Origin of the sequence: Rhodococcus sp. NPDC003318 (assembly GCF_042879035.1) — a bacterium.
GTDB lineage: Bacteria > Actinomycetota > Actinomycetes > Mycobacteriales > Mycobacteriaceae > Rhodococcus_G.
In genome coordinates this window covers 27,507-45,153 of record NZ_JBIAOU010000010.1, presented here as the reverse complement: position 1 = coordinate 45,153, position 17,647 = coordinate 27,507, and the positions used below count along the sequence as shown (strand labels likewise).

Sequence of the window (17,647 nt, the reverse complement as noted above, 5' to 3'; positions counted from 1 at the left end):
GGGTTTCGGTCAGCGGTGCTGTTCGCGATAGCGGCTCGGGCTCACGCCGTAGGCCGCCGTGAAGGCCCGGCTGAAGACCGAGAGGTCGACACAACCGAACTGGTTTGCTATGTCGGTCAGGGATCGGGGGGTGTTGCGTGGCGCCACCATCGCCTTGCGGCAGGCCTCGAGGCGCTGTTCCCGAATGACGGCGGCAGCCGTTGCCCCGAACCGGGCGAACACGGTCCGGCGGCACAGCCCTGGTCGTACTACGAGCACTGGCTCGTCGCACTCGAGGCCGTCCTCGCCGACAAGGGCGCCCTGCCTGACAGCACCCTCGACGAACGGACGAAAGCGGTTCTGGCCACACCTCGAGGCGCCGACCACCACGAGGCGCACCGGGAACCGGTCGCGATCTCACCCGCACTGACCCGCTGACCGGACTGCCCGCCGAGCAGTTCGACAACAATGCTTCGGCCCGCGCCGTTCGCCCCCTCGGCGCGGGCCGAACCCTCCACTCTCAGGAGTCCTCATGGAATCTGCAATCAGCAGCCATCTCACGTGCCCGCGGACGCTGACGCGGCGGGTGCCCGACGACTACCAGCCCCGTTCCCGATGTGGGTGGGACGCTCCGACGAGAGCCTGCACCGGGTGGTGATGGCGTACTTCGGCGTGCAGTTCCGCGGCGACGAGCAACGCCCGGACGCGCTCGCGGCGATGCGGGAGATCGTCGCCGGCTTCGACCTGGAGAACGGTCCCTGCACCACGACCTGACCCACCACACCGACAACCAGGGCTACGAGAACCTGATGATCGTCGCCTACTGGAAAGATGTTGCTGTCCACACCGAATGGAGCGACAGCGCGCAAGTGGCGGGGTGGTGGGCATCGGACGAACGTCTCTCCGACGGACTCGGCTACTTCCGCGAGATCGTGGCCCCGCGCGCCGAACAGTTCGAGACGCTGTACGCCTTCCAGGAGCGACTTCCCGGAGTCGGCGCCGTGATGGACGGGATCAGCGACGACATCAACGAGCACGGCTACTGGGGTTCGATGCGTGAGCGTTTCCCGATCTCCGAGCGCGACTGGATGCAGCCCTCGGGCGAGCTGCGCGTGATCAGTGGCGATCCGGCCGCGGGCGGCCGCGTGGTGGTGCAGGGCCACGACAACATCGCCCTGATCCGCTCCGGCCAGGACTGGAAGGACGCCGAATCCGAGGAACGCGGCCTGTACCTCGACGAGATCCTCCCGACGCTGCAAGAGGGCATGGACTTTCTCCGCGACAACGGCCTGGCGGTCGGCTGCTACAGCAATCGGTTCGTGCGCAACATCGACCTGGACGGGAACTTCCTCGACCTGAGCTACAACATCGGGCACTGGGGTTCGCTCGACAAGCTCGAACGCTGGGCCGAATCCCATCCCACCCATCTGCGCATCTTCACCACCTTCTTTCGTGTCGCCGAAGGACTGTCGAAACGCCGTCTCTATCACGAGGTCTCGGTGTTCGACGCCGGCGACCAGACGTACGAGTACATCAACTGCCACCCCGGGACCGGCATGCTGCGCGACGCTCGGGTGGGTGACAGCTAGAGGGGCGCAGATGCCCTGACGACGCCGCTCGACGCGGTCGGCCTCCGCTTCGGCCTGCTCGGCCTCGTCCCCTGCGAGGTCGGGGCACCGGAGAAGGGCGGAAGTCCCACATCTCCACGAGGGGGTGAGGCGGTGACGGCGGGGAGGTGGCATCGGAACTCCCCCCGAGGGCTTCGGGCCAACCCCGGTCCGCCCACATCCGGCCCTGGACCCGTGGCGCGGGCCTTGACTCGACTTCGGCCGCGGCGTTTCACTGAGGTGCACACTCGCGTTGACCGGTCCGGGGTTCGGAGGTGGAGGGATTCGCGGCACCAGGATGGTTGATCCGGGGCGTCGGCACGGGAGAGCCCGGCCGGGGACGCTCAGGTCGACTGTTGCGTTGGTCGGAGCCTGCCTGATGGCCCTCGCGACCAGCCAACCCGCCGCTGGGGATCCGGCGGGAGACGCCGTGGACACCGGATTCACGATCCCGTTCTCCGGGGCACCCGAATTCGAGCACCTGGCACCCACGCGGATGACCGGTCCGGATCAGCTCAACCAGCCCCTCGGGCAGCAGGCGGCGGACGAGATCGCGGCCCGGATCGGGCTCACCGGCGCGGACGCGCTGACCGAGCAGCGGTACCACGACCTCGTCACCGGCGGGGGAGTCGGCGGGAGCCGCGACGCTGCCGAGGTGATCGACGAGTGCGTCCGAATCCTCACCAACACCAACGGCCGTCCCCTCTACTCCGACGTCGACGGCCGGCTCACGCCGTCGGTGCTGGCAAGCTACGGGCTCTACGTGAACACCAGCGGACTGCTCGAGAGTCCCGCCAACGCGGATGCGCCGACGAGGCAGGTGAACTCGTTGATCGCCCCGGGCGGTTTCGTGGGCACCTGGTTGCGGAACAACGGCGCGACACGAACCCTGATCGCGCTCTACCGGTCCGCATACACGGTGGAAGCAGTGTACGGCTTCGCGGCGCAACAGATTTCGGGTGAGGCTCAACTGGTGACCAACACCGTCGGCGGCGAGAGCTCGCAGGTGGGCATGTCGATGGCCCCCCCGCTGTGGATCGTGAACTTCGCCCTGCTCTACATCCTGAAGCCGTCCCTGGCCGCCGCGATGCCGGCCCACTGGGCTCCCATTCCCCCCGCCGTCGCCGACGCGGTGGGGGCGAGCCCCACCGGCCAGGTTCCCTTCGGCGACTACGCGTCCTACTTCGAGTGATTCGACTCGTTCCGGGGCGCGACGCCTCCACCGGTCTCGACGGGATTGCGCGGATCCGACGACCACTGTGACCAGGAGCCGGGGAACAGTTCGACGTCGATCCCCGCCCGGGCTGCGGCGACGGCGATCACCGCGGCGGTGACACCGGATCCGCAGTACGCGCCGACGGTTCCGGTGCCGTCGGCGCCGCGGTCGCCGAACAGTGCCTTCAGCTTCTCGGCATCCGCGAAGGTGCCGTCCTCGCGCAGCACCTCGGTCGAGGGCAGATTGAGGGCGCCGGGAATGTGCCCGGCGACCGCATCCACCGGCTCGACCTCCCCGCGGTACCGTTCGGGTGCGCGGGCGTCGAGGACGACGCCACTGCGCGCGCGAGCCGCGGCCTGCTCCGCGGTGAGCGTCGGCAGCGCGCCGGCGTACAGGTCGTCGTGCGTCACCGTGATCGTGCCCTCACGCGTCGGCGCGGGCCCGGTCTGGGTGGCGGCGTCGGCGCCGACCCAGGCGGACCAGCCGCCGTCGAGGATGCGGACGTCGCCGAGCCCGGCGGCCCGCAGGACCCACCAGGCGCGGGCGGAACCGGCCCGGTTCCAGTCGTCGTACACGACGACGGTGTCCTCGGTGTCGACTCCCCAGCGGCGCAGTGCGCCCTGGAGGGCGGCGCCGGTCGGGAGCGGGTGCCGTCCGCGTCCGGTGACGGTGTGATCGCTCAGCTCGGACTCGAGGTCGACGTAGACCGCGCCCGGGATGTGTGCGGCCTCGTACGCGGCGCGCCCGTCGGGTACCGGCAGGGACCAGCGGACGTCGAGCACCGTCACACGGGCGTCGGAGTCGAGCAGTTCCACGAGTTCGGGAACGGAGACGAGAGTCATCGAGGTGTCCTGTCGGTGGGTGCGGAGGGTCATGTCGCTGTGCCGGGGTTGAGTATCCCCGCCGGGTCGAACACCGTCTCGGGTGAGCGTCGGAGGTCCGGGCCGGGGTACCGGCGCACGTCACCGCCCGTAGTCCGAACCGGCTCCGGAACCGGTCACGGTCGGACGAGCACCTTGAGTGCTTCGCGGGAGTCCATCAGCCGGTAGGCTTCGGCGACGTCGTCGAGGGTGGTTTCGGCGTCGAACACCTGGCCGGGGTCGATCTCGCCGCGCAGGACCTGGGGGATGGCGGCCTCGATGTAGGCGCGGACCGGTGCGGGACCGCCGTTGAGGGTCACGTTCTTGCCGAACAGGGAGCCGAATCCGACTGGCGCGTCCTCGTATTGGGGGACGCCGACGCGGGAGATGACGCCGCCGGGGCGGACGATGCCGTAGGCCTGCTCGTAGGCGGGCATGTGCCCGACGGCCTCGAGCACGACGTGTGAGCCCTCGCCGCCGGTGAGGTCGAGGACCTTCGCGATGCCCTCGTCGCCGCGTTCGGCGACGACGTCGGTGGCGCCGAAGCGTCGGCCGAGGTCGGTGCGGCTGGCGTGGCGGCCCATGAGGATGATCTTCTCGGCGCCGAGCTGTTTCGCGGCGAGAACGGCGGACAGCCCGACAGCACCGTCACCGATGACCGTGACGGTCTTGCCAGGGCCGACGTTGCCCATGTGCGCGGCGTGGTAGCCGGTGAGATAGACGTCGGAGAGGGTGAGCAGCGACGGGAGCAGCTTCTCGTCGACGTCGGCGGGGATCGAAACCAGGGTGCCGGACGCCTGCGGGACGCGGACCTTCTCGGCCTGTGCGCCTCCGACGCCGCCTGCGCCGTACCAGCCTCCGTGTTGGCAGGCGGTGTGGAAACCCTCGCGGCAGAACGGGCAGGTGTTGTCGGAGAACGCGAACGGGGAGATGACCAGGTCGCCGGGCGTCAGGTCGGTCACGGCCGAACCAACTTGTTCGACGACGCCGATGAATTCGTGTCCCATCGGGGAGCCCTCCCTGCCGGCGGGCATCGAGTGGTAGGGGTGCAGATCGGACCCGCACACACAGGCGAGGGTGACGCGGACGATCGCGTCGGTCGGCTCGACGATCGTGGGGTCGGGGACCTCCTCGACCCGCACGTCGCCGGCGCCGTACATGAATGTTGCTCGCATCGTCAGGTGTTCCTGTTCTGGGGTGGTCAGGCTTCGGGGATGGCGATGCCGAAGTTCTCGAGAGTGATCGCGTCGGGTTCGGGTCCGCCCCGGACGCCGGTGTCGAGGGCATCGATCGAAGCGAGTTCGGTGTCGGTGAGGGTGAAGTCGGTGACGTCGATGTTCTCCGAGATGCGGTGCGGGGTAATCGACTTGGGGATCGCGGACCGGCCCTGTTGAAGGTGCCAGCGGAGCATCACCTGGGCGGCGGTCCTGCCGTGGGCATCGCCGATCGCGCGCAGCGTCGGGTCGTCGAGAGTGCTGGTGTGGCGGCCGTCGCGGTAGAAGGTGATGCCGCCGATGGGGGACCAGGCCTGGGAGCAGATGCCGTGTTCGGCATCCGCGGCGAGCACGGCGGGCTGCCGGAAGTAGGGGTGCACCTCGATCTGGTTGACGGCAGGCACCACGGTCGCGGACGCGAGCAGACGGTCGAGGTGGTCGGGCATGAAGTTGCTGACGCCGATCGCCCGGACCTTGCCGTCGGCCAGCAGTGCCTCCAGCGCCCGGTACGCCTCGAGTGTCAGGTCGAATCGGGCGGGTAGCGGCTGGTGCAGGATCAACAGGTCGATCTGCTCCAGACCGAGCTTGCCCGCGCCCTTGTCGAAGGCGTGCAGTGTCTCGTCGTAGCCGTAGTCGCTGATCCAGACCTTGGTCTCGACGAAGAGGTCGGAGCGGTCCAGCCCGGAGCGGTGGATGGCCTCACCGACCTCGCGTTCGTTGCCGTAGGCGGCGGCCGTGTCGATGTGGCGGTAGCCGGCGCGCAGGGCGGTCAGGGTGGCGGCGATTGTCTCGTCGGGTGGGGTCTGGTAGACCCCGTAGCCGAGTGCCGGCATGGTGACGCCGTTGTTCAGCGTCAGGGTCGGAACGGATGTCACGGTCATGATCTCCACGGTAGGAAGGTTCGGCAGGGACAGGGAGGGTCTGGTGTTACCCCTTTCGCGGGAATGCCGCCGCGCCCGCGCTTCGCCCCGGGTCGGGCGGGTGGTGTGCGGGAGGACAGGCCGGTGCTGGTCATGGCGATCAGGCAACGCCGGATCCGGTCTCTGCGGGAGTGCCGGGTGTACCCGGTAATGCCAGTACCTCCCATCGGCGGGAGCCCGGACGTACCGTCGGACTCATGGATCTGAAGGCAGAGACGGGCGAGTTCCTGGCCTCGCGGCGTGCCCGGATCACACCGGACAAGGCGGGGCTGCCCGCCTACGGCGGAAACCGGCGGGTGCCGGGGCTGCGGCGCGAGGAGGTCGCGATGCTCGCCGGGGTGAGCGTCGACTACTATACCCGCCTCGAGCGGGGGAACCTCGGTGGTGTGTCCGAGTCGGTGCTCGAGGCGCTGGCCGAGGCACTGCAACTCGACGACGCCGAGCGGGTGCACCTGCTCGACCTCGCGCGGGCGGCGAACGCGTCCGGTGCCGCGCGGTCGCGGGCTCGCCGGGCGTCACCGGTGATTTTACGTCCGGTGGTGCAGCGCATCCTCGACTCCATGGAGGGTGTGCCCGCGTTCGTGCGCAACGGCCGGCTGGACGTGCTGGGTGCGAACCTGCTCGGTCGGGCGCTGTACGCGCCGATGTACGACTCGTCCGAGCGAATCGCGAATCAGCCGGTGAACACCGCGCGGTTCCACTTCCTCGACAATGATGCGGCCGGGCGGTTCTGGGGCGAACGGTGGGAGAAGATCGCGCACGACGCCGTCGCGATCCTGCGCACCGAGGCGGGGAAGAACCCGTACGACAAGGCACTCATCGCCCTGGTCGGGGAAATGTCCACGCGCAGTGAGGATTTCCGCCGGATGTGGGCGTCACACGACGTACGGCTCCATCGCAGCGGGGCGAAGGTCTTCCACCACCCTGCGGTGGGGCGGCTCGAACTCGCCTACGAGGCGTTGGAGCTGCCCGCGGACGCCGGGTTGCAGATGAACGTGTACACCGCCGTGCCCGGGTCACCGTCGGACGACGGGCTCAAGCTGCTCACCTCGTGGGCGGCAACGACGCTGGCGCCGACCGTCGTGGAGCAGGCCGATTCCCGAGAGGTCAACTGATGCAGACGCACTCCCACTGCACGTGGCCAAGCAGCTCCTCATCACCAGTGCCGGGCTGACGGCCGAACGGGCGTACCAGCTGGGCCTGGTCAACGTCGTCACCGAGCCCGGCGACGCCGTCGACCAGGCACTCGCCCTCGCCGCCGACATCTGCCGGTCGGCGCCGGTCGCGGTCCGGCAGACACTGGCCGCCATCGCATCGCAGTTCTCCGAGGCCGACGACCGCGGGTGGGACGCGACCGCGCGAGCGATCGAGGTCGTCAAGGCCTCCGAGGACATGAGCGAAGGGGTGACCGCCTTCTTCGAACGCCGCCCTCGCAATGGCGTGGGCGGTGACCGCGGGCGTGGAACAGGTCAGGCCTGCTTCCGCGCACTGATCCCGGAGGCGTTGCACAGCTCCCAGTAGCGTCCGCGCCCACCCACCAACTGGTCGTGGTCTCCGCGTTCGACGATGCGACCGCCTTCGACCACGAGAATCTGGTCGGCGGCGCGAATCGTGGACAGCCGGTGTGCGATCACGATCGCCGTGCGGCCGGTCAGCGCCTCGCGGAGCGCGGCCTGGACGGCCTCCTCGGAGGTGGAGTCGAGATGTGCGGTCGCCTCGTCGAGGATCACCACCCGCGGTTGGGCGAGCAGCACGCGTGCGATGGTGAGGCGCTGACGCTCGCCACCGGACAAGCGGTAGCCGCGTTCTCCGATCACGGTGTCCAAACCGGATGGGAAGGAGGCGATCACGGCGTCGAGGCGGGCTCGCCTCAGGGCGTCCCACAGCTGTTCGTCGGTGGCCGCGCGGTCGGCGAGTTGCAGGTTCGCGCGAACCGTGTCGTGGAACACGTGACCGTCCTGCGTCACCATTCCGACGGTTCTGCGAATCGAATCGGCGGTGAGATCGCGGACGTCGACGCCCCCGAGCCGGACCGATCCGCCGTCGACGTCGTACAGCCGGGGCACCAGCTGCGCGATCGTCGACTTGCCGGCCCCCGACGAACCCACGAGGGCCACCGTCTCGCCCGCCCCGACCCGGAACGACACATCCGTCAGCACCGGTGATTCCGGGTGACCGTCGAGCGTGTCGACGTCCTCGAGCGAAGCCAGTGACACTCGGTGCGCGGCCGGATACCCGAACCGTACGCGCGTGAACTCGACGTCGACCGGGCCGTCCGGAACGTCCCGCGCGTCAGGGGCATCGGTGAGGAGCGGGTCGAGTTCGAGGACCTCGAAGACGCGCGCGAAGCTGACGAGTCCGCTCACCACCTCCATCCGCGCGCTGGCGAGTGCCGACAGCGGGCCGTAGATGCGTGAGAGCAGCAGGGCGAGAGCCACCACGCTTCCGGCCTCGAGGTGACCGACCGTCGCGAAGTAGCCGCCCACGCCGTAGACGACGGCGAGTGTCAGCGACGAGACGAGCGTGACGATCGCGATGCACACGGCCTGCACCGACGCGATCCGAACCTCGATGTCGCGTACCCGCACCGCTCGGGCGGCGAAGGCGGACGACTCCTCGGACGGATGGCAGAGCAGCTTCACGAGCATCGCACCGGGAGCCGAGAAACGTTCCGCCATCAGGGCTCCCATGGCGGCGTTGTGGTCGGCGGCCTCGTGAACCATCGGCCGCAGCCGGGCACCGAGCCGCCGCACCGGCAGCAGGAACAGCGGGAACGACAGCAGCGCGACGAGCGTGATCGGCCACGACAGCAGAAACATCACGACGAGTGTCGCGAGCACGACCATGAGGTTGCCCAGGGCCTCGGGCAGGATGACGGCGAACGCGTGCCCCGCGCCGGTCACGTCGTGGCTCAGCCGGCTGATCAGTGCCCCGGTTCGGGTCCGGGTGAAGAACGCGATCGACAGGCGCTGAACGTGATCGAACGCGCGAGTGCGCAGGTCGTGGACGAGCGATTCGCCGATGTGCGCGGAGAGTCGCCGCGACACGAATCCCAGTGCCGCTTCCAGGACGGCGAGCACGCCGATCACCAGGGCGCTCCCGGCGATCACCCCGGGTGCGGAGCCGGCGACGACGGCATCGACGATGTGGCCGGCGAGTACGGGCGCGGCAACCGCCAGGGACGAGGTCGCGGCGACCAGGCCGGCGAACAGCGCGAGTCGGGCGCGGTACGGCCGCAGGAACGACCGGATCCGCGGCATGTCGGCTCGTGGACGGCGGTCCGTGGTCCCGGCTTCGATCAGATGGTCCATCGACTGCCAGGCGCCGGTGTCGACGCTCATGCCGCGCGTCCGAAGCACACGGTCGTGACCGAGCACGCCCTCGTCGAGGTCGGGCGCTGATGAGGGACGACGCTGCCGTGCAGTACGACGACGCCGAGGTACGGCAGGGTCACGTGCTCCTCGTGGCCGAGCCGACCGGCCCGGATCCGCTCGTGCATGGCTCTGCCGTCGAGCGGTGCGAGCTCCGGGTAGAGGATCAGCGGCTGGATCGTCGGTGACAGCGTGATGAGCGCCGCGTACCGGCACGACGGTGCGTCCCGGTGGATGCCGATGTGATCACCCACGTCGTAGTAGTTGTACGAGGTGTCGACGGGCTCGAGATCCACCCCGACATGCGTGCGGAGCAGGCCCGTGAGCACCCCGCTCCGCAGGAACGCGGCCATCGTCGGCCCGGTCTCGGAGAAGCGGAACGCCGCGGTCGACACCACGTGGTTTCCCACCAGCCGGTATCGCTGCGATTCGATCCGTTCGGCGGCCGCCTGCCGGTCCGAGGATTCTCGCGTGAGCGCGGCGATCTGCCGGTCGGTGATGGCATTGGTGAAGGTCTGGTACATGGCTGTCGCTCCTGTCGATCAGTCCCAGATCAATACGGATGGAAGAAGATCCGGCCGGGCGAGCCGGAGCAGCGCGTAGCCTGTGCCGGCGCTGCCGCGGAAGAAGCCCGGGGAGAACACGCTCTTCGGAACGGTCGGGATGAACTCGTAGCCGCCGGCGTCCTGCGCTCGCTGCAGTGCCGACGAGGCGAGTTCGCGGGCATCGTCGGCGAGGTCGGGTCGACGCAGCCCGGTCGCGGCGGCGAGCAGGAAGTCGGCGCGGCCGAAGTTCCCGCAGCACAGGCTGTCGAGGGCCACGAGCGGCCGGCCGGCCACCGCGTGGACCGCGGTCTCGATGTCCCGAACGTCGACCGCCTGCGGGCTCGTCCGGAGGATCGAGAGCCGGCTCAGCCCGTAACCCGCGGCACCGTTGCACCACCCGTCAGCCGTCTTCGCAACCGACTCGTGTGCACTGTCCCGCAAGTCACGCCAGCTCCCGAGAGCCGGATCGAACAGCCCGGACTCGTACGCCAACCCCTCCGTCGCGGCGGCCAGATACTCGGGTTTGCCGACGACCCCGTGCAGCCGGGCGAGCGCCATGGTGATGCCCGTCGTCCCATGTGCCATGCCGCCGAGCGGCACTTCGTCGGCGGGCGTCTTCCAGGCGGAGACCCGGTCGTCGATCCGCGTGCGGGAGTCGAGCAGGTGGTCGCCGCACCATGTCGCCTTGTCGAGAGCGTCGGCGTCTCCCGTCGCCTGATGCAGTTTCAGGAACCCGAGAATCGCGCCCGCCGAACCGGACAGCGCGTCGAGGTCGGCGTCCTTGTGCACGAAGTCCGGCGTCAACAGCTCCGAGAGCGCGAGCGCATCCTCGATCAGCAGGTCGTCGCGCAGGAGCTGCCCGATCGTGGTCATCGCGTAGACGACCGACCCCAGCCCGACCCCGCCGCCGAGGCCGAGCGCGGCCGGAAGCCGATCGCGATTGCCCCTGCGGTGCGCACGCAGCATCCGGCGGAACGCATACAACGACCTCGCGGCGATCGATCGGGCACGAGCGTCGTCGGCGACGAGCCCGTACCCGGCCAGGAACAACGCGATACCGCACACTCCCTCGTACAGACTCGCGTTGACCGGTTGATACGCGAAGCGCTGATTCTGCACCTGGTACTCGAGGTTCATCCACGACAGCCCATCGCCCCCGAGCTCGATCGCCCGGGTGTCGAGTTCGCGCGCAATGTGGTGGGCGTGCTCGACGAAGTCGCCGCCGGAGCGTGTCGGCATCGCCGATACCGATGACACTGCAAGGGATTTGGTGTCGTTGTTGGCGAGCTTGGCGAAGAACGAGCCACGGATCATCTGCGTCTGAAGCTCGCAGTCGGCACTGTGCATGCGCGCGATCCGGTTGCGAGTGCGCTCGAAGCCCGGTTCGGCGAAGAGTCGCTCGACGACACCTGACCCGACGGGCAGATCCGTGCTGCACGTCGTGGTCTGGAAGTGCGGAACGTCGAGTCGCTCGAGGGCCGCGATCTCCGCCGCGACGATCGGCCACTCGGCCGGCCGGTCGACCGAATGCACGAGCGCGCGGCCGAGGAACTCGAGTTCGATGCTGCGATCGAGTCCATCGCGCAGGAACCGGGGGTCGAGGGAGTGCTCGATGAGCAGTCCGTAGGTCTGCGTGTCGCGGAAGATGAACCGCACGGGCAGTCCGTCCAGCGCGGCGATCGCGCCGTGCACCCCGAGCAGCCGCGAGCGGTTCCGTTCGACGACGCGGTACATCTCGACGAACCCGTCGACGATCGAGTCGACGTGATCGTGTGGCGACACCATCGCGCCGTCGTGGAAGAGCACGTTCCGTTCGACGTCGGGGGCGCCCGCGACGCGGCAGTCGATCATGTAGTCGGTGTTGCGGAATCGCCACCCCGGACGCGTACGCTCCGCCGATGCGTCGTCCGGGCAGCCGAGGGCGCTGATGTCGACGGCGTGGTTCTTGTCGCGCCCCAAGGTCCAGGTCGGGAGCATTCCGGTACGAAGGACCGAGTCCCACAGGTGATCGACGTCCGCACTGAGCACTGCGCGTTCCTCGTCGGGAACATCGAGCCAGCCCAGCTGGTGATCGACGAGCGCTTCGAGGTCGACCAGCACGGGCTGGTCCCCGGACGCGATCAGGTTGCCGTCGTGGCAGTCGGTCGCGCCCAGGACGTACAGGAGACACAGCAGTCGGCCGGACCGGCGGTAGTAGCGCCGAACCGCGGCGGGCGAGTCCGCCGGAGCGTGCGGGGCATACTCCACCCAGCCGTAGCCCGCGCGTGCGACCACGTCGAGCACCCGCAGTCCGAACTCGTCGCGCGTCTCGCGATTCGCCCACTCGACGAGCCGGTTGAACGCGACCTCGATCCGCAGGTCGCGCGGTTTGTACACGACCTTCGAACCGTCGGAGAAGCGAACGATCACGACGCTGCGGCCACCGTGGTGGCGGTCCGACATCGATGCGTCGAAGCCGGTGACCGAGGCGCCGGGCTCGACGAGCCGACCGTACAGTGCGGGAAGATCGCATCCGAGACGAGACAGGAATTCCGTTTGGGTGTCGACCCAATCGTCGATGGTGGTCGCGACCAGGCGGGCCAGGACCGGATAGGAGCGAAACAGGGACAGCAGTCCGTCGGCGACCAGGTCCTGGACGAATCGGTGGTACCTGGTCCGCGGGGGTTGTGCGGCGGAGTCGGGAAGGAGCTTGGCGAGCAGGCGAAGTCCGACCGGTCGCCGCTCGGTGAACTCCCTGTCCAGAGTCGGAGCGGATATCTCACACAGGTACGCGAGGAGGGCGTCCACGAGATCGTCGACCGGCACGGCCTCACCGACACGAGCGACCAGTCGTTCCCGCGCCAACTCCGCGGCGGGACGCCACACGTCCTCGAAGGCGTATCGCCCGGCGGCCTCGGTTTCGGCGAAGGGGCCGCGGGATGCATCGACGACAGATTCGAGAGTTCCTGTCCAGGAAGGCAGTTCGGGATCATCGGGGGGAGGCGAGTCCGCGAGGAGATCGCGGAGGGTGTCGGTGTCGAGTCCGTCCCAGCTCAGCCTGCGCTGGAGGACCTCCGAGCTGCCGCGGCCGGCGAGTTCGAAGTAGCGCTGAAAACGCCTGGCGGCCATGTCGCGAGGTGCGTCCCGGAAACCGGAAACGGTTCGTGAGGTGACCGCCAGGCGTTCGGTCAGGGACCGCGACGCCCACACGATCGATCCGAGGTCGGCGCGATCCATCGTGGGGCCCGCTAGCTGCAGTAGCGGGTGGCGCGGCGGCCGGTGAAACACCACGGGACGGCGGCCCGGGCGCCCATCGAGGAGGCCAGCATGTTCACCGGTGTCGACTGCGCACTCAACTGCAGTTCGGCGTCCTCCAGTTCCTGCTCGAGACCCGACTCGGCGGTCAGCTCGGCGAACGCGGCCGAGACCGACGCATCGACGTCCTGGCCTCCGGCCGCGAGAAGTTCCGCGAGGAATTCCTCGGCCGTGGTAGCGCTCTCCAGCTTGTCGATCACCCTGTCATCGGTGAAAACCGTACGGGACATTGGTCTTTCCTTTCGTCTTGGACGAGCCCGATCTGGACCCGAACCAAGTTTCGGCCAATGCCCTCACCTGCAACCACCACCCCAAGGGTGCAAGCTTCGCCACCCTGAGAGTCACCCCGGGGCCGGGCCACCGAGGACCACGATGGAGTTCGAGTCCAGTTCCGAGGCGGACGGTCGAGGGTGGGAAGCGAAGCGTGAGCACCCACTTCGAGCGCCGCCCCAACACTGGCGCCGGCGGGGATGAAACTAATCGCCCGAATCGGGCGTACGGACTCGCGCAGGTTCCACGCCGGGGATGGCATCACGGCGCAGTACTGTCAGCGCGAGTACCACGATCCAAGCGAAGAGTGCGTAGGTGTTGAACCGCTCGAAGGCGCCCGCCCAGGGCGTGGAATCCTCCTCGATTCCCCCCATGGCCGACGCCGATGCCGTACCGAACCCGATGATGACAGCCAGCGTGGCGACGGAGTACAGGCGGAACCAGCCCGGGTAGGCGACGGCGGACAGAATCAGCGCCGCGGACACCACACCGACGAACACACTCGTCAAGAAGATGTGCATGGTGTCGTTGAACCCACCCTCCATCCAGCGTGAGCTCATCGCGAACGCCGTATGAGTGGGAAACCCGATCAGTCCGGTGGCAACCAAACAGAAACCGGTCCAGCGCAGGCTTTTCCGGTTCGCTGCCAGTGAGACGCCGACACCGAAGGCGGTCATCAGCAGGCTGTGAATCAGGATGATCGACACCATCAACGGCCGCACAGGCGATCCGAACGCGCTGAGTTCGCTGATCGCCTGGTCGCGGTACCGGTATCCGTCATAGAGCATCGCAGAGACGGCGTCGCCGACGACATACAGCGCCACAGCCACGATGCCGGCGAGCACCAGCGCCCGGGTGGCTTCGGTGCTGACTCCGCGGACCGATGTCACCGAAAGACTCTATCCCAGTTCGAGCGCACCTCGACGCGTTTCGGCGAGATCTGAACGTCGGGTGCTGGGCGCTCCACGCCCACATGACAACCGAGGTGACTCGACTTCAGTTCGTCGCGGCAGTGACGGGGTGGCGGGTCGCCACCCGGCCTCGAGCGCGGACCAATCGCTTCGGGTGCGACGCGCAGTCGCGGGTGCAGGTGTGTCCGAACAGCGAGCCCCGGCGCTCCCGGTCGATGGCAGTGCGATCTCCACCTTGTCGATGCCTCGGAGGGCTTGCTCCGGGTACCTCCTTCCGAGGAGACACTCGCCGCCGCCGGGGCGGTGACGAGCAGCTCCTGGGGTGGGCACCCAGCAGCACGACGGCACCGTTGCCGTCGGAAGTGCGCGCCGGCGCTACCTGACGGAGACCGTGGCGACGAGGAAGAACGGCGCCGTGGTGCCGAGGCAGAAGACGGTCACGTTTCCCTTGGCGAACCCACCGATCTTGCCGACACCGACTCCGAATGCGCCGGCGCGGATACCGAAGGCCGAATCGAAGCCGATACAGCTCCAGTTCTCGCCTGCCGGAACCGATACCGACACTTCGCCGGCGGCCCCGGCGCCCACCACCGGCGACGCGGTCGCCGACGGTGCCGCAAGCATCAGCGCGGGAGTGACCGCCGCTGCCACCACAGCCGCGCGCACTGCTGACCTTGTTGTTGCCATTGTTCTCACCTCGTCGGAGCCGGTGAGGCCGCGTCCTCCGTGACCTACGGAGTCCCTTCGGCCTCGTCTCGGTTCTCCATCTGGGCTGTTCCCCGGAGGGCCACGGCGAAAACCCTCGGGACGTGCCGATCGGTCCGGGCCGCGGGTGGGTCTGGGCGGGTCGGTCTGTTTCGCTCGGCGTGTGTGGCATCCGCGACCTGTGGGTACTACTGGGGCGAGGCCAAGGCATGTGAGGTGATCATCGATGCGAAACCCGTTCCACGACTCCGAATTCGGGTTGCTGCCCGACCTGCTCGCGGTGGCCGCGACGATGACGCTCCTGGTGGCCTTGCTGTTGTTCCTCGTGCCGTGACCGCGGCGCCACAACTGCGTCACGCGGGGGCGCAGGCGGGCATGGTCGGGGGCTGTGGCACACTTCGCCGGTGCCGGACGCCCGCGTCTGGCACTCAGGGGAGCAAGCAACATGAATAGTGGGGGGATCATGAACATTAGGCGTTTCGCCATGCGCGCAGCAGCAACTGCGGCAGCGGTGTCCGCAGTCATCGGTGCGGTCGGAGGTGCCGCTGCCACCGCGGCACCCGTGCCGTCGCTTTTTCCGGCCGGTCAGACGATTGCGGTCGTGGGCCAGAACTCGGGGTGCAGCGGGTTGATCGACTACACCCTCGACACCGACCCGGCGAAGCCGGGGGTCGTCGCCGTCATGCTCGTCTCGCGTGGCATGAACGGAATCGGGCCGGCATGGGACGCCAACCCGGTGTGCCCCATCGACTTCGACATCATGTGGGATGCAGCGTACTTCGGGTTCGGTTCCGTCGCCGGCAATCAGCGCGAGGCAGTCGAGTTCAACCCGACGACACGCCCCGGCGACTCGCTTCGCACCGAGATCTTCACGGGCGGCGGACTGCACGTTCTCAGCATCACGGCGGGCTACGTGAGTCCCGCATACAACGAACTGCGACCACAGATCTCGTTCGCCGGCGGAGGGTACATCCTCGTTCCGTAGTGGACGGCATGGGGACGTGCCGTCCAGGCACGTCCCCACGACCTCCCCACGACATCCGGGGCAACGATCCGGCAGCGGCCGTACGTCGGGTCCGGTTCAGCGCTCGCTGATCCGGGTGTCGGATCGGCGCTTCCCGTCGCGGAGGACGAGCCCGAAGAGGCAGAGCAGGGCGATCACGGCGAGGACCACGATCATCAGGCCCACTCGCCAGATGTTGTCGACCTGCCCGTCGACCAGGGCGACCATCGCCATCGGAGACATGCCACCGAGGATGGCCGCGGTCTGGTATCCGAGCGAGGCGCCCGAGTAGCGGGTTTCCGGGGGAAAGAGCTCGGAGAACAGTGCGGCCTGGGGGCCGGTCTGGATCGACATGATGATGCAGGACACGACCACCGCGATGCCGAGTCGGTACGTGTTTTCCGGGGTGGCGGAGCCGATCAGGTTCCACATGGGGATCGCCCAGATTCCCATGCCCGCGATTCCGATGCCGTAGATGAGTTTGCGGCCGTAGCGGTCGGACAGGTAGGCGGTCGTCGGGACGATGGGGATCATCACGACAGCTGCGACGAGGATCCAGGACAGCACATCCGACCGGGTCATCCCGAGGTTGATCGTTGCGACCTGCACGCTTCCGGTCATCGTGATGTAGAACATGGCGATCCCGACGAGGTAGGTACCGCCGGCCAGGAGCAACGTTCCGCCGTTGTGGCGAACTACCTCGAGGATCGGCGAACGGCGCTTGGCCGGCGCGGTCTCGAGTTTGGCCTCGACCGCTTGAAACTCCGGGGTCTCTTTGAGATACCGGTGGATCGCGAATCCCACGACCAGCATCAGCAGGCTGATCCAGAAGGGCACCCGCCATCCCCAGGACATGAAGGCGTCCGACGAGAGTGCCCAGGTCATCGCCAGGAAGACTCCGTTGCCCAGGACCATTCCGATCGGGATGCCGAGTTGCGCAAAGCTGCCGAAGAAGCCGCGGCGGTTGGGCGGGGCGTACTCCGTGACGATGAGCACGGCACCACCCCACTGCCCGCCGACGGCGAGGCCCTGCAGGAGTCGAAGGGCCACCAGCATGGCCGGCGCGAGCCACACGATGGACGTGTTGGGGACGAATCCCACCAATGTCGTCGAGACGCCCATCAAAAGGATCGACAGGACCAGGATGGGTTTCCTGCCGTACTTGTCGCCGAAATGTCCTGCCACGACGCCGCCGATCGGTCGTGCGACGAATCCGAGCGCAACGGTGGCGAAGGAGCTCATCGCCGCGACGACTTCGCTGTCGGTGGCGAAGAAGGTCTTGTTGAACACGAGTGCTGCGGCGGTCGCGTAGATGTAGAAGTCGTACCATTCGAGCGACGTCGACAGTGTCGCGGCGAATGCTGCCTTCCGGACCGCGCGGGGGCCGCCTGGGCTCCGCGTGCTGGTTGCGGGGAGCCCGGGGGCGCCTCCTGCGGCGATTCCGACGTTCATGATCGTCCTCCGTAGCGAACAACTGCGTCGCAGTTGGGTGTGCCTGTACCCCAGTGGATTTGTCCGAGTTCTGTTGTAATTGCCCGGGCTGATCGCCGCGAGGGTGCGGATCGCCACCCGGCTGTTCGGTGTCGTGTGATCGCACCCGTCGGAATGCTGCCGATCACATCCGGGAGCCGAGAGTGACCGAACTCTCGTGACGTAGGTTACGTGTCGATCCGCCTCGGGGTCAACGTCGAAATTGGTTGTGAATGAAGATCTTTCGTGGAACGCGACGAAGCCGCGGCCAGCCGTGCATTT

Annotated in this window: 18 protein-coding genes; 7 read left to right on the top strand and 11 right to left on the bottom strand. The window is 68.1% G+C overall.

The annotated features are described in order from the left end of the window. Positions 1 to 9 precede the first annotated feature (9 nt). Positions 10 to 222, bottom strand: a complete 213-nt coding sequence (locus tag ACFYVR_RS16905; RefSeq protein ID WP_387475364.1) for a helix-turn-helix domain-containing protein — start codon at positions 220 to 222, stop codon at positions 10 to 12. Here ACFYVR_RS16905 and ACFYVR_RS16900 point away from each other — a divergent pair. The 4 genes from ACFYVR_RS16900 to ACFYVR_RS16885 all read left to right on the top strand — a co-directional run bounded on the left by ACFYVR_RS16900 (position 175) and on the right by ACFYVR_RS16885 (position 2,778). Beyond that, positions 175 to 417, top strand: coding sequence for a hypothetical protein (locus tag ACFYVR_RS16900; protein WP_387475363.1), 243 nt, complete (start codon positions 175 to 177; stop codon positions 415 to 417). The two genes, ACFYVR_RS16905 and ACFYVR_RS16900, sit on opposite strands and share 48 nt — an antisense overlap. A gap of 123 nt (positions 418 to 540) precedes the next feature. Then, on the top strand, positions 541 to 753 hold the full coding sequence (locus ACFYVR_RS16895) for a hypothetical protein (RefSeq protein ID WP_387475095.1): 213 nt from the start codon (positions 541 to 543) through the stop codon (positions 751 to 753). Positions 754 to 788: 35 nt separating this feature from the next. After that, entirely contained in the window at positions 789 to 1,568 is a 780-nt protein-coding gene (locus ACFYVR_RS16890) for a phenylacetaldoxime dehydratase family protein (RefSeq protein WP_387475093.1), read from the top strand. A gap of 316 nt (positions 1,569 to 1,884) precedes the next feature. Continuing rightward, positions 1,885 to 2,778, top strand: a complete 894-nt coding sequence (locus ACFYVR_RS16885; protein WP_387475091.1) for a hypothetical protein — start codon at positions 1,885 to 1,887, stop codon at positions 2,776 to 2,778. Here ACFYVR_RS16885 and ACFYVR_RS16880 read toward each other — a convergent pair. The 3 genes from ACFYVR_RS16880 to ACFYVR_RS16870 all read right to left on the bottom strand — a co-directional run bounded on the left by ACFYVR_RS16880 (position 2,766) and on the right by ACFYVR_RS16870 (position 5,757). Beyond that, a complete protein-coding gene (locus tag ACFYVR_RS16880) occupies positions 2,766 to 3,644 on the bottom strand; it encodes a sulfurtransferase (RefSeq protein WP_387475089.1) in 879 nt (292 codons plus the stop codon). The genes ACFYVR_RS16885 and ACFYVR_RS16880 overlap by 13 nt on opposite strands. A 155-nt stretch (positions 3,645 to 3,799) precedes the next feature. Then, on the bottom strand, positions 3,800 to 4,837 hold the full coding sequence (locus ACFYVR_RS16875) for a zinc-binding dehydrogenase (protein WP_387475087.1): 1,038 nt from the start codon (positions 4,835 to 4,837) through the stop codon (positions 3,800 to 3,802). A 26-nt stretch (positions 4,838 to 4,863) separates the two neighbouring features. Further along, the gene (locus tag ACFYVR_RS16870; protein ID WP_387475085.1) at positions 4,864 to 5,757 is read right to left on the bottom strand and encodes an aldo/keto reductase; all 894 of its coding nucleotides are present in this window, start codon (positions 5,755 to 5,757) and stop codon (positions 4,864 to 4,866) included. 236 nt (positions 5,758 to 5,993) lie between these two features. Between ACFYVR_RS16870 and ACFYVR_RS16865 the strand changes: the two genes are divergently transcribed. Together ACFYVR_RS16865 and ACFYVR_RS16860 are read left to right on the top strand one after the other, a co-directional pair. Next, a complete protein-coding gene (locus ACFYVR_RS16865) occupies positions 5,994 to 6,911 on the top strand; it encodes a helix-turn-helix transcriptional regulator (protein ID WP_387475083.1) in 918 nt (305 codons plus the stop codon). A gap of 22 nt (positions 6,912 to 6,933) precedes the next feature. Beyond that, complete coding sequence (locus tag ACFYVR_RS16860) at positions 6,934 to 7,317, top strand: enoyl-CoA hydratase-related protein (RefSeq protein WP_387475081.1); 384 nt, start codon at positions 6,934 to 6,936, stop codon at positions 7,315 to 7,317. Here ACFYVR_RS16860 and ACFYVR_RS16855 read toward each other — a convergent pair. The 6 genes from ACFYVR_RS16855 to ACFYVR_RS16830 form a co-directional block, all read right to left on the bottom strand. Beyond that, positions 7,266 to 9,137 carry an ABC transporter ATP-binding protein gene (locus tag ACFYVR_RS16855; protein WP_387475079.1) on the bottom strand — a complete coding sequence of 624 codons (1,872 nt, stop codon included), beginning with the start codon at positions 9,135 to 9,137 and terminating at the stop codon, positions 7,266 to 7,268. The genes ACFYVR_RS16860 and ACFYVR_RS16855 overlap by 52 nt on opposite strands. Then, positions 9,134 to 9,691, bottom strand: a complete 558-nt coding sequence (locus ACFYVR_RS16850; RefSeq protein ID WP_387475077.1) for a hypothetical protein — start codon at positions 9,689 to 9,691, stop codon at positions 9,134 to 9,136. Before ACFYVR_RS16850 ends, ACFYVR_RS16855 begins: the two co-directional genes overlap by 4 nt. A gap of 18 nt (positions 9,692 to 9,709) precedes the next feature. Then, on the bottom strand, positions 9,710 to 12,928 hold the full coding sequence (locus ACFYVR_RS16845) for a type 2 lanthipeptide synthetase LanM family protein (protein WP_387475075.1): 3,219 nt from the start codon (positions 12,926 to 12,928) through the stop codon (positions 9,710 to 9,712). 11 nt (positions 12,929 to 12,939) lie between these two features. After that, positions 12,940 to 13,236 (bottom strand): hypothetical protein, encoded by a 297-nt coding sequence (locus ACFYVR_RS16840; RefSeq protein ID WP_387475073.1) that lies wholly within the window; start codon positions 13,234 to 13,236, stop codon positions 12,940 to 12,942. 246 nt (positions 13,237 to 13,482) lie between these two features. Next, on the bottom strand, positions 13,483 to 14,166 hold the full coding sequence (locus ACFYVR_RS16835; RefSeq protein WP_387475071.1) for a DUF998 domain-containing protein: 684 nt from the start codon (positions 14,164 to 14,166) through the stop codon (positions 13,483 to 13,485). 396 nt (positions 14,167 to 14,562) lie between these two features. Further along, positions 14,563 to 14,874: a hypothetical protein gene (locus ACFYVR_RS16830; protein WP_387475069.1), complete on the bottom strand. Its 312-nt coding sequence runs from the start codon at positions 14,872 to 14,874 to the stop codon at positions 14,563 to 14,565. A 502-nt stretch (positions 14,875 to 15,376) separates the two neighbouring features. Between ACFYVR_RS16830 and ACFYVR_RS16825 the strand changes: the two genes are divergently transcribed. After that, positions 15,377 to 15,877, top strand: coding sequence for a hypothetical protein (locus ACFYVR_RS16825; RefSeq protein WP_387475067.1), 501 nt, complete (start codon positions 15,377 to 15,379; stop codon positions 15,875 to 15,877). 96 nt (positions 15,878 to 15,973) lie between these two features. On the opposite strand, the gene ACFYVR_RS16820 is transcribed toward ACFYVR_RS16825, so the two are convergent. Continuing rightward, a complete protein-coding gene (locus tag ACFYVR_RS16820) occupies positions 15,974 to 17,347 on the bottom strand; it encodes an MFS transporter (protein WP_387475065.1) in 1,374 nt (457 codons plus the stop codon). Positions 17,348 to 17,647: the final 300 nt, after the last annotated feature.

What these genes read in the sequence shown, in the direction of transcription:
- ACFYVR_RS16890 (WP_387475093.1), top strand. Translation starts at nt 789, where the DNA reads ATGATCGTCGCCTACTGGAAAGATGTTGCTGTCCACACCGAATGGAGC.
- ACFYVR_RS16885 (WP_387475091.1), top strand. Translation starts at nt 1,885, where the DNA reads ATGGTTGATCCGGGGCGTCGGCACGGGAGAGCCCGGCCGGGGACGCTC.
- ACFYVR_RS16880 (WP_387475089.1), bottom strand. Translation starts at nt 3,644, where the DNA reads ATGACTCTCGTCTCCGTTCCCGAACTCGTGGAACTGCTCGACTCCGAC.
- ACFYVR_RS16875 (WP_387475087.1), bottom strand. Translation starts at nt 4,837, where the DNA reads ATGCGAGCAACATTCATGTACGGCGCCGGCGACGTGCGGGTCGAGGAG.
- ACFYVR_RS16870 (WP_387475085.1), bottom strand. Translation starts at nt 5,757, where the DNA reads ATGACCGTGACATCCGTTCCGACCCTGACGCTGAACAACGGCGTCACC.
- ACFYVR_RS16865 (WP_387475083.1), top strand. Translation starts at nt 5,994, where the DNA reads ATGGATCTGAAGGCAGAGACGGGCGAGTTCCTGGCCTCGCGGCGTGCC.
- ACFYVR_RS16855 (WP_387475079.1), bottom strand. Translation starts at nt 9,137, where the DNA reads ATGAGCGTCGACACCGGCGCCTGGCAGTCGATGGACCATCTGATCGAA.
- ACFYVR_RS16850 (WP_387475077.1), bottom strand. Translation starts at nt 9,691, where the DNA reads ATGTACCAGACCTTCACCAATGCCATCACCGACCGGCAGATCGCCGCG.
- ACFYVR_RS16845 (WP_387475075.1), bottom strand. Translation starts at nt 12,928, where the DNA reads ATGGATCGCGCCGACCTCGGATCGATCGTGTGGGCGTCGCGGTCCCTG.
- ACFYVR_RS16840 (WP_387475073.1), bottom strand. Translation starts at nt 13,236, where the DNA reads ATGTCCCGTACGGTTTTCACCGATGACAGGGTGATCGACAAGCTGGAG.
- ACFYVR_RS16830 (WP_387475069.1), bottom strand. Translation starts at nt 14,874, where the DNA reads ATGGCAACAACAAGGTCAGCAGTGCGCGCGGCTGTGGTGGCAGCGGCG.
- ACFYVR_RS16825 (WP_387475067.1), top strand. Translation starts at nt 15,377, where the DNA reads ATGCGCGCAGCAGCAACTGCGGCAGCGGTGTCCGCAGTCATCGGTGCG.
- ACFYVR_RS16820 (WP_387475065.1), bottom strand. Translation starts at nt 17,347, where the DNA reads ATGAACGTCGGAATCGCCGCAGGAGGCGCCCCCGGGCTCCCCGCAACC.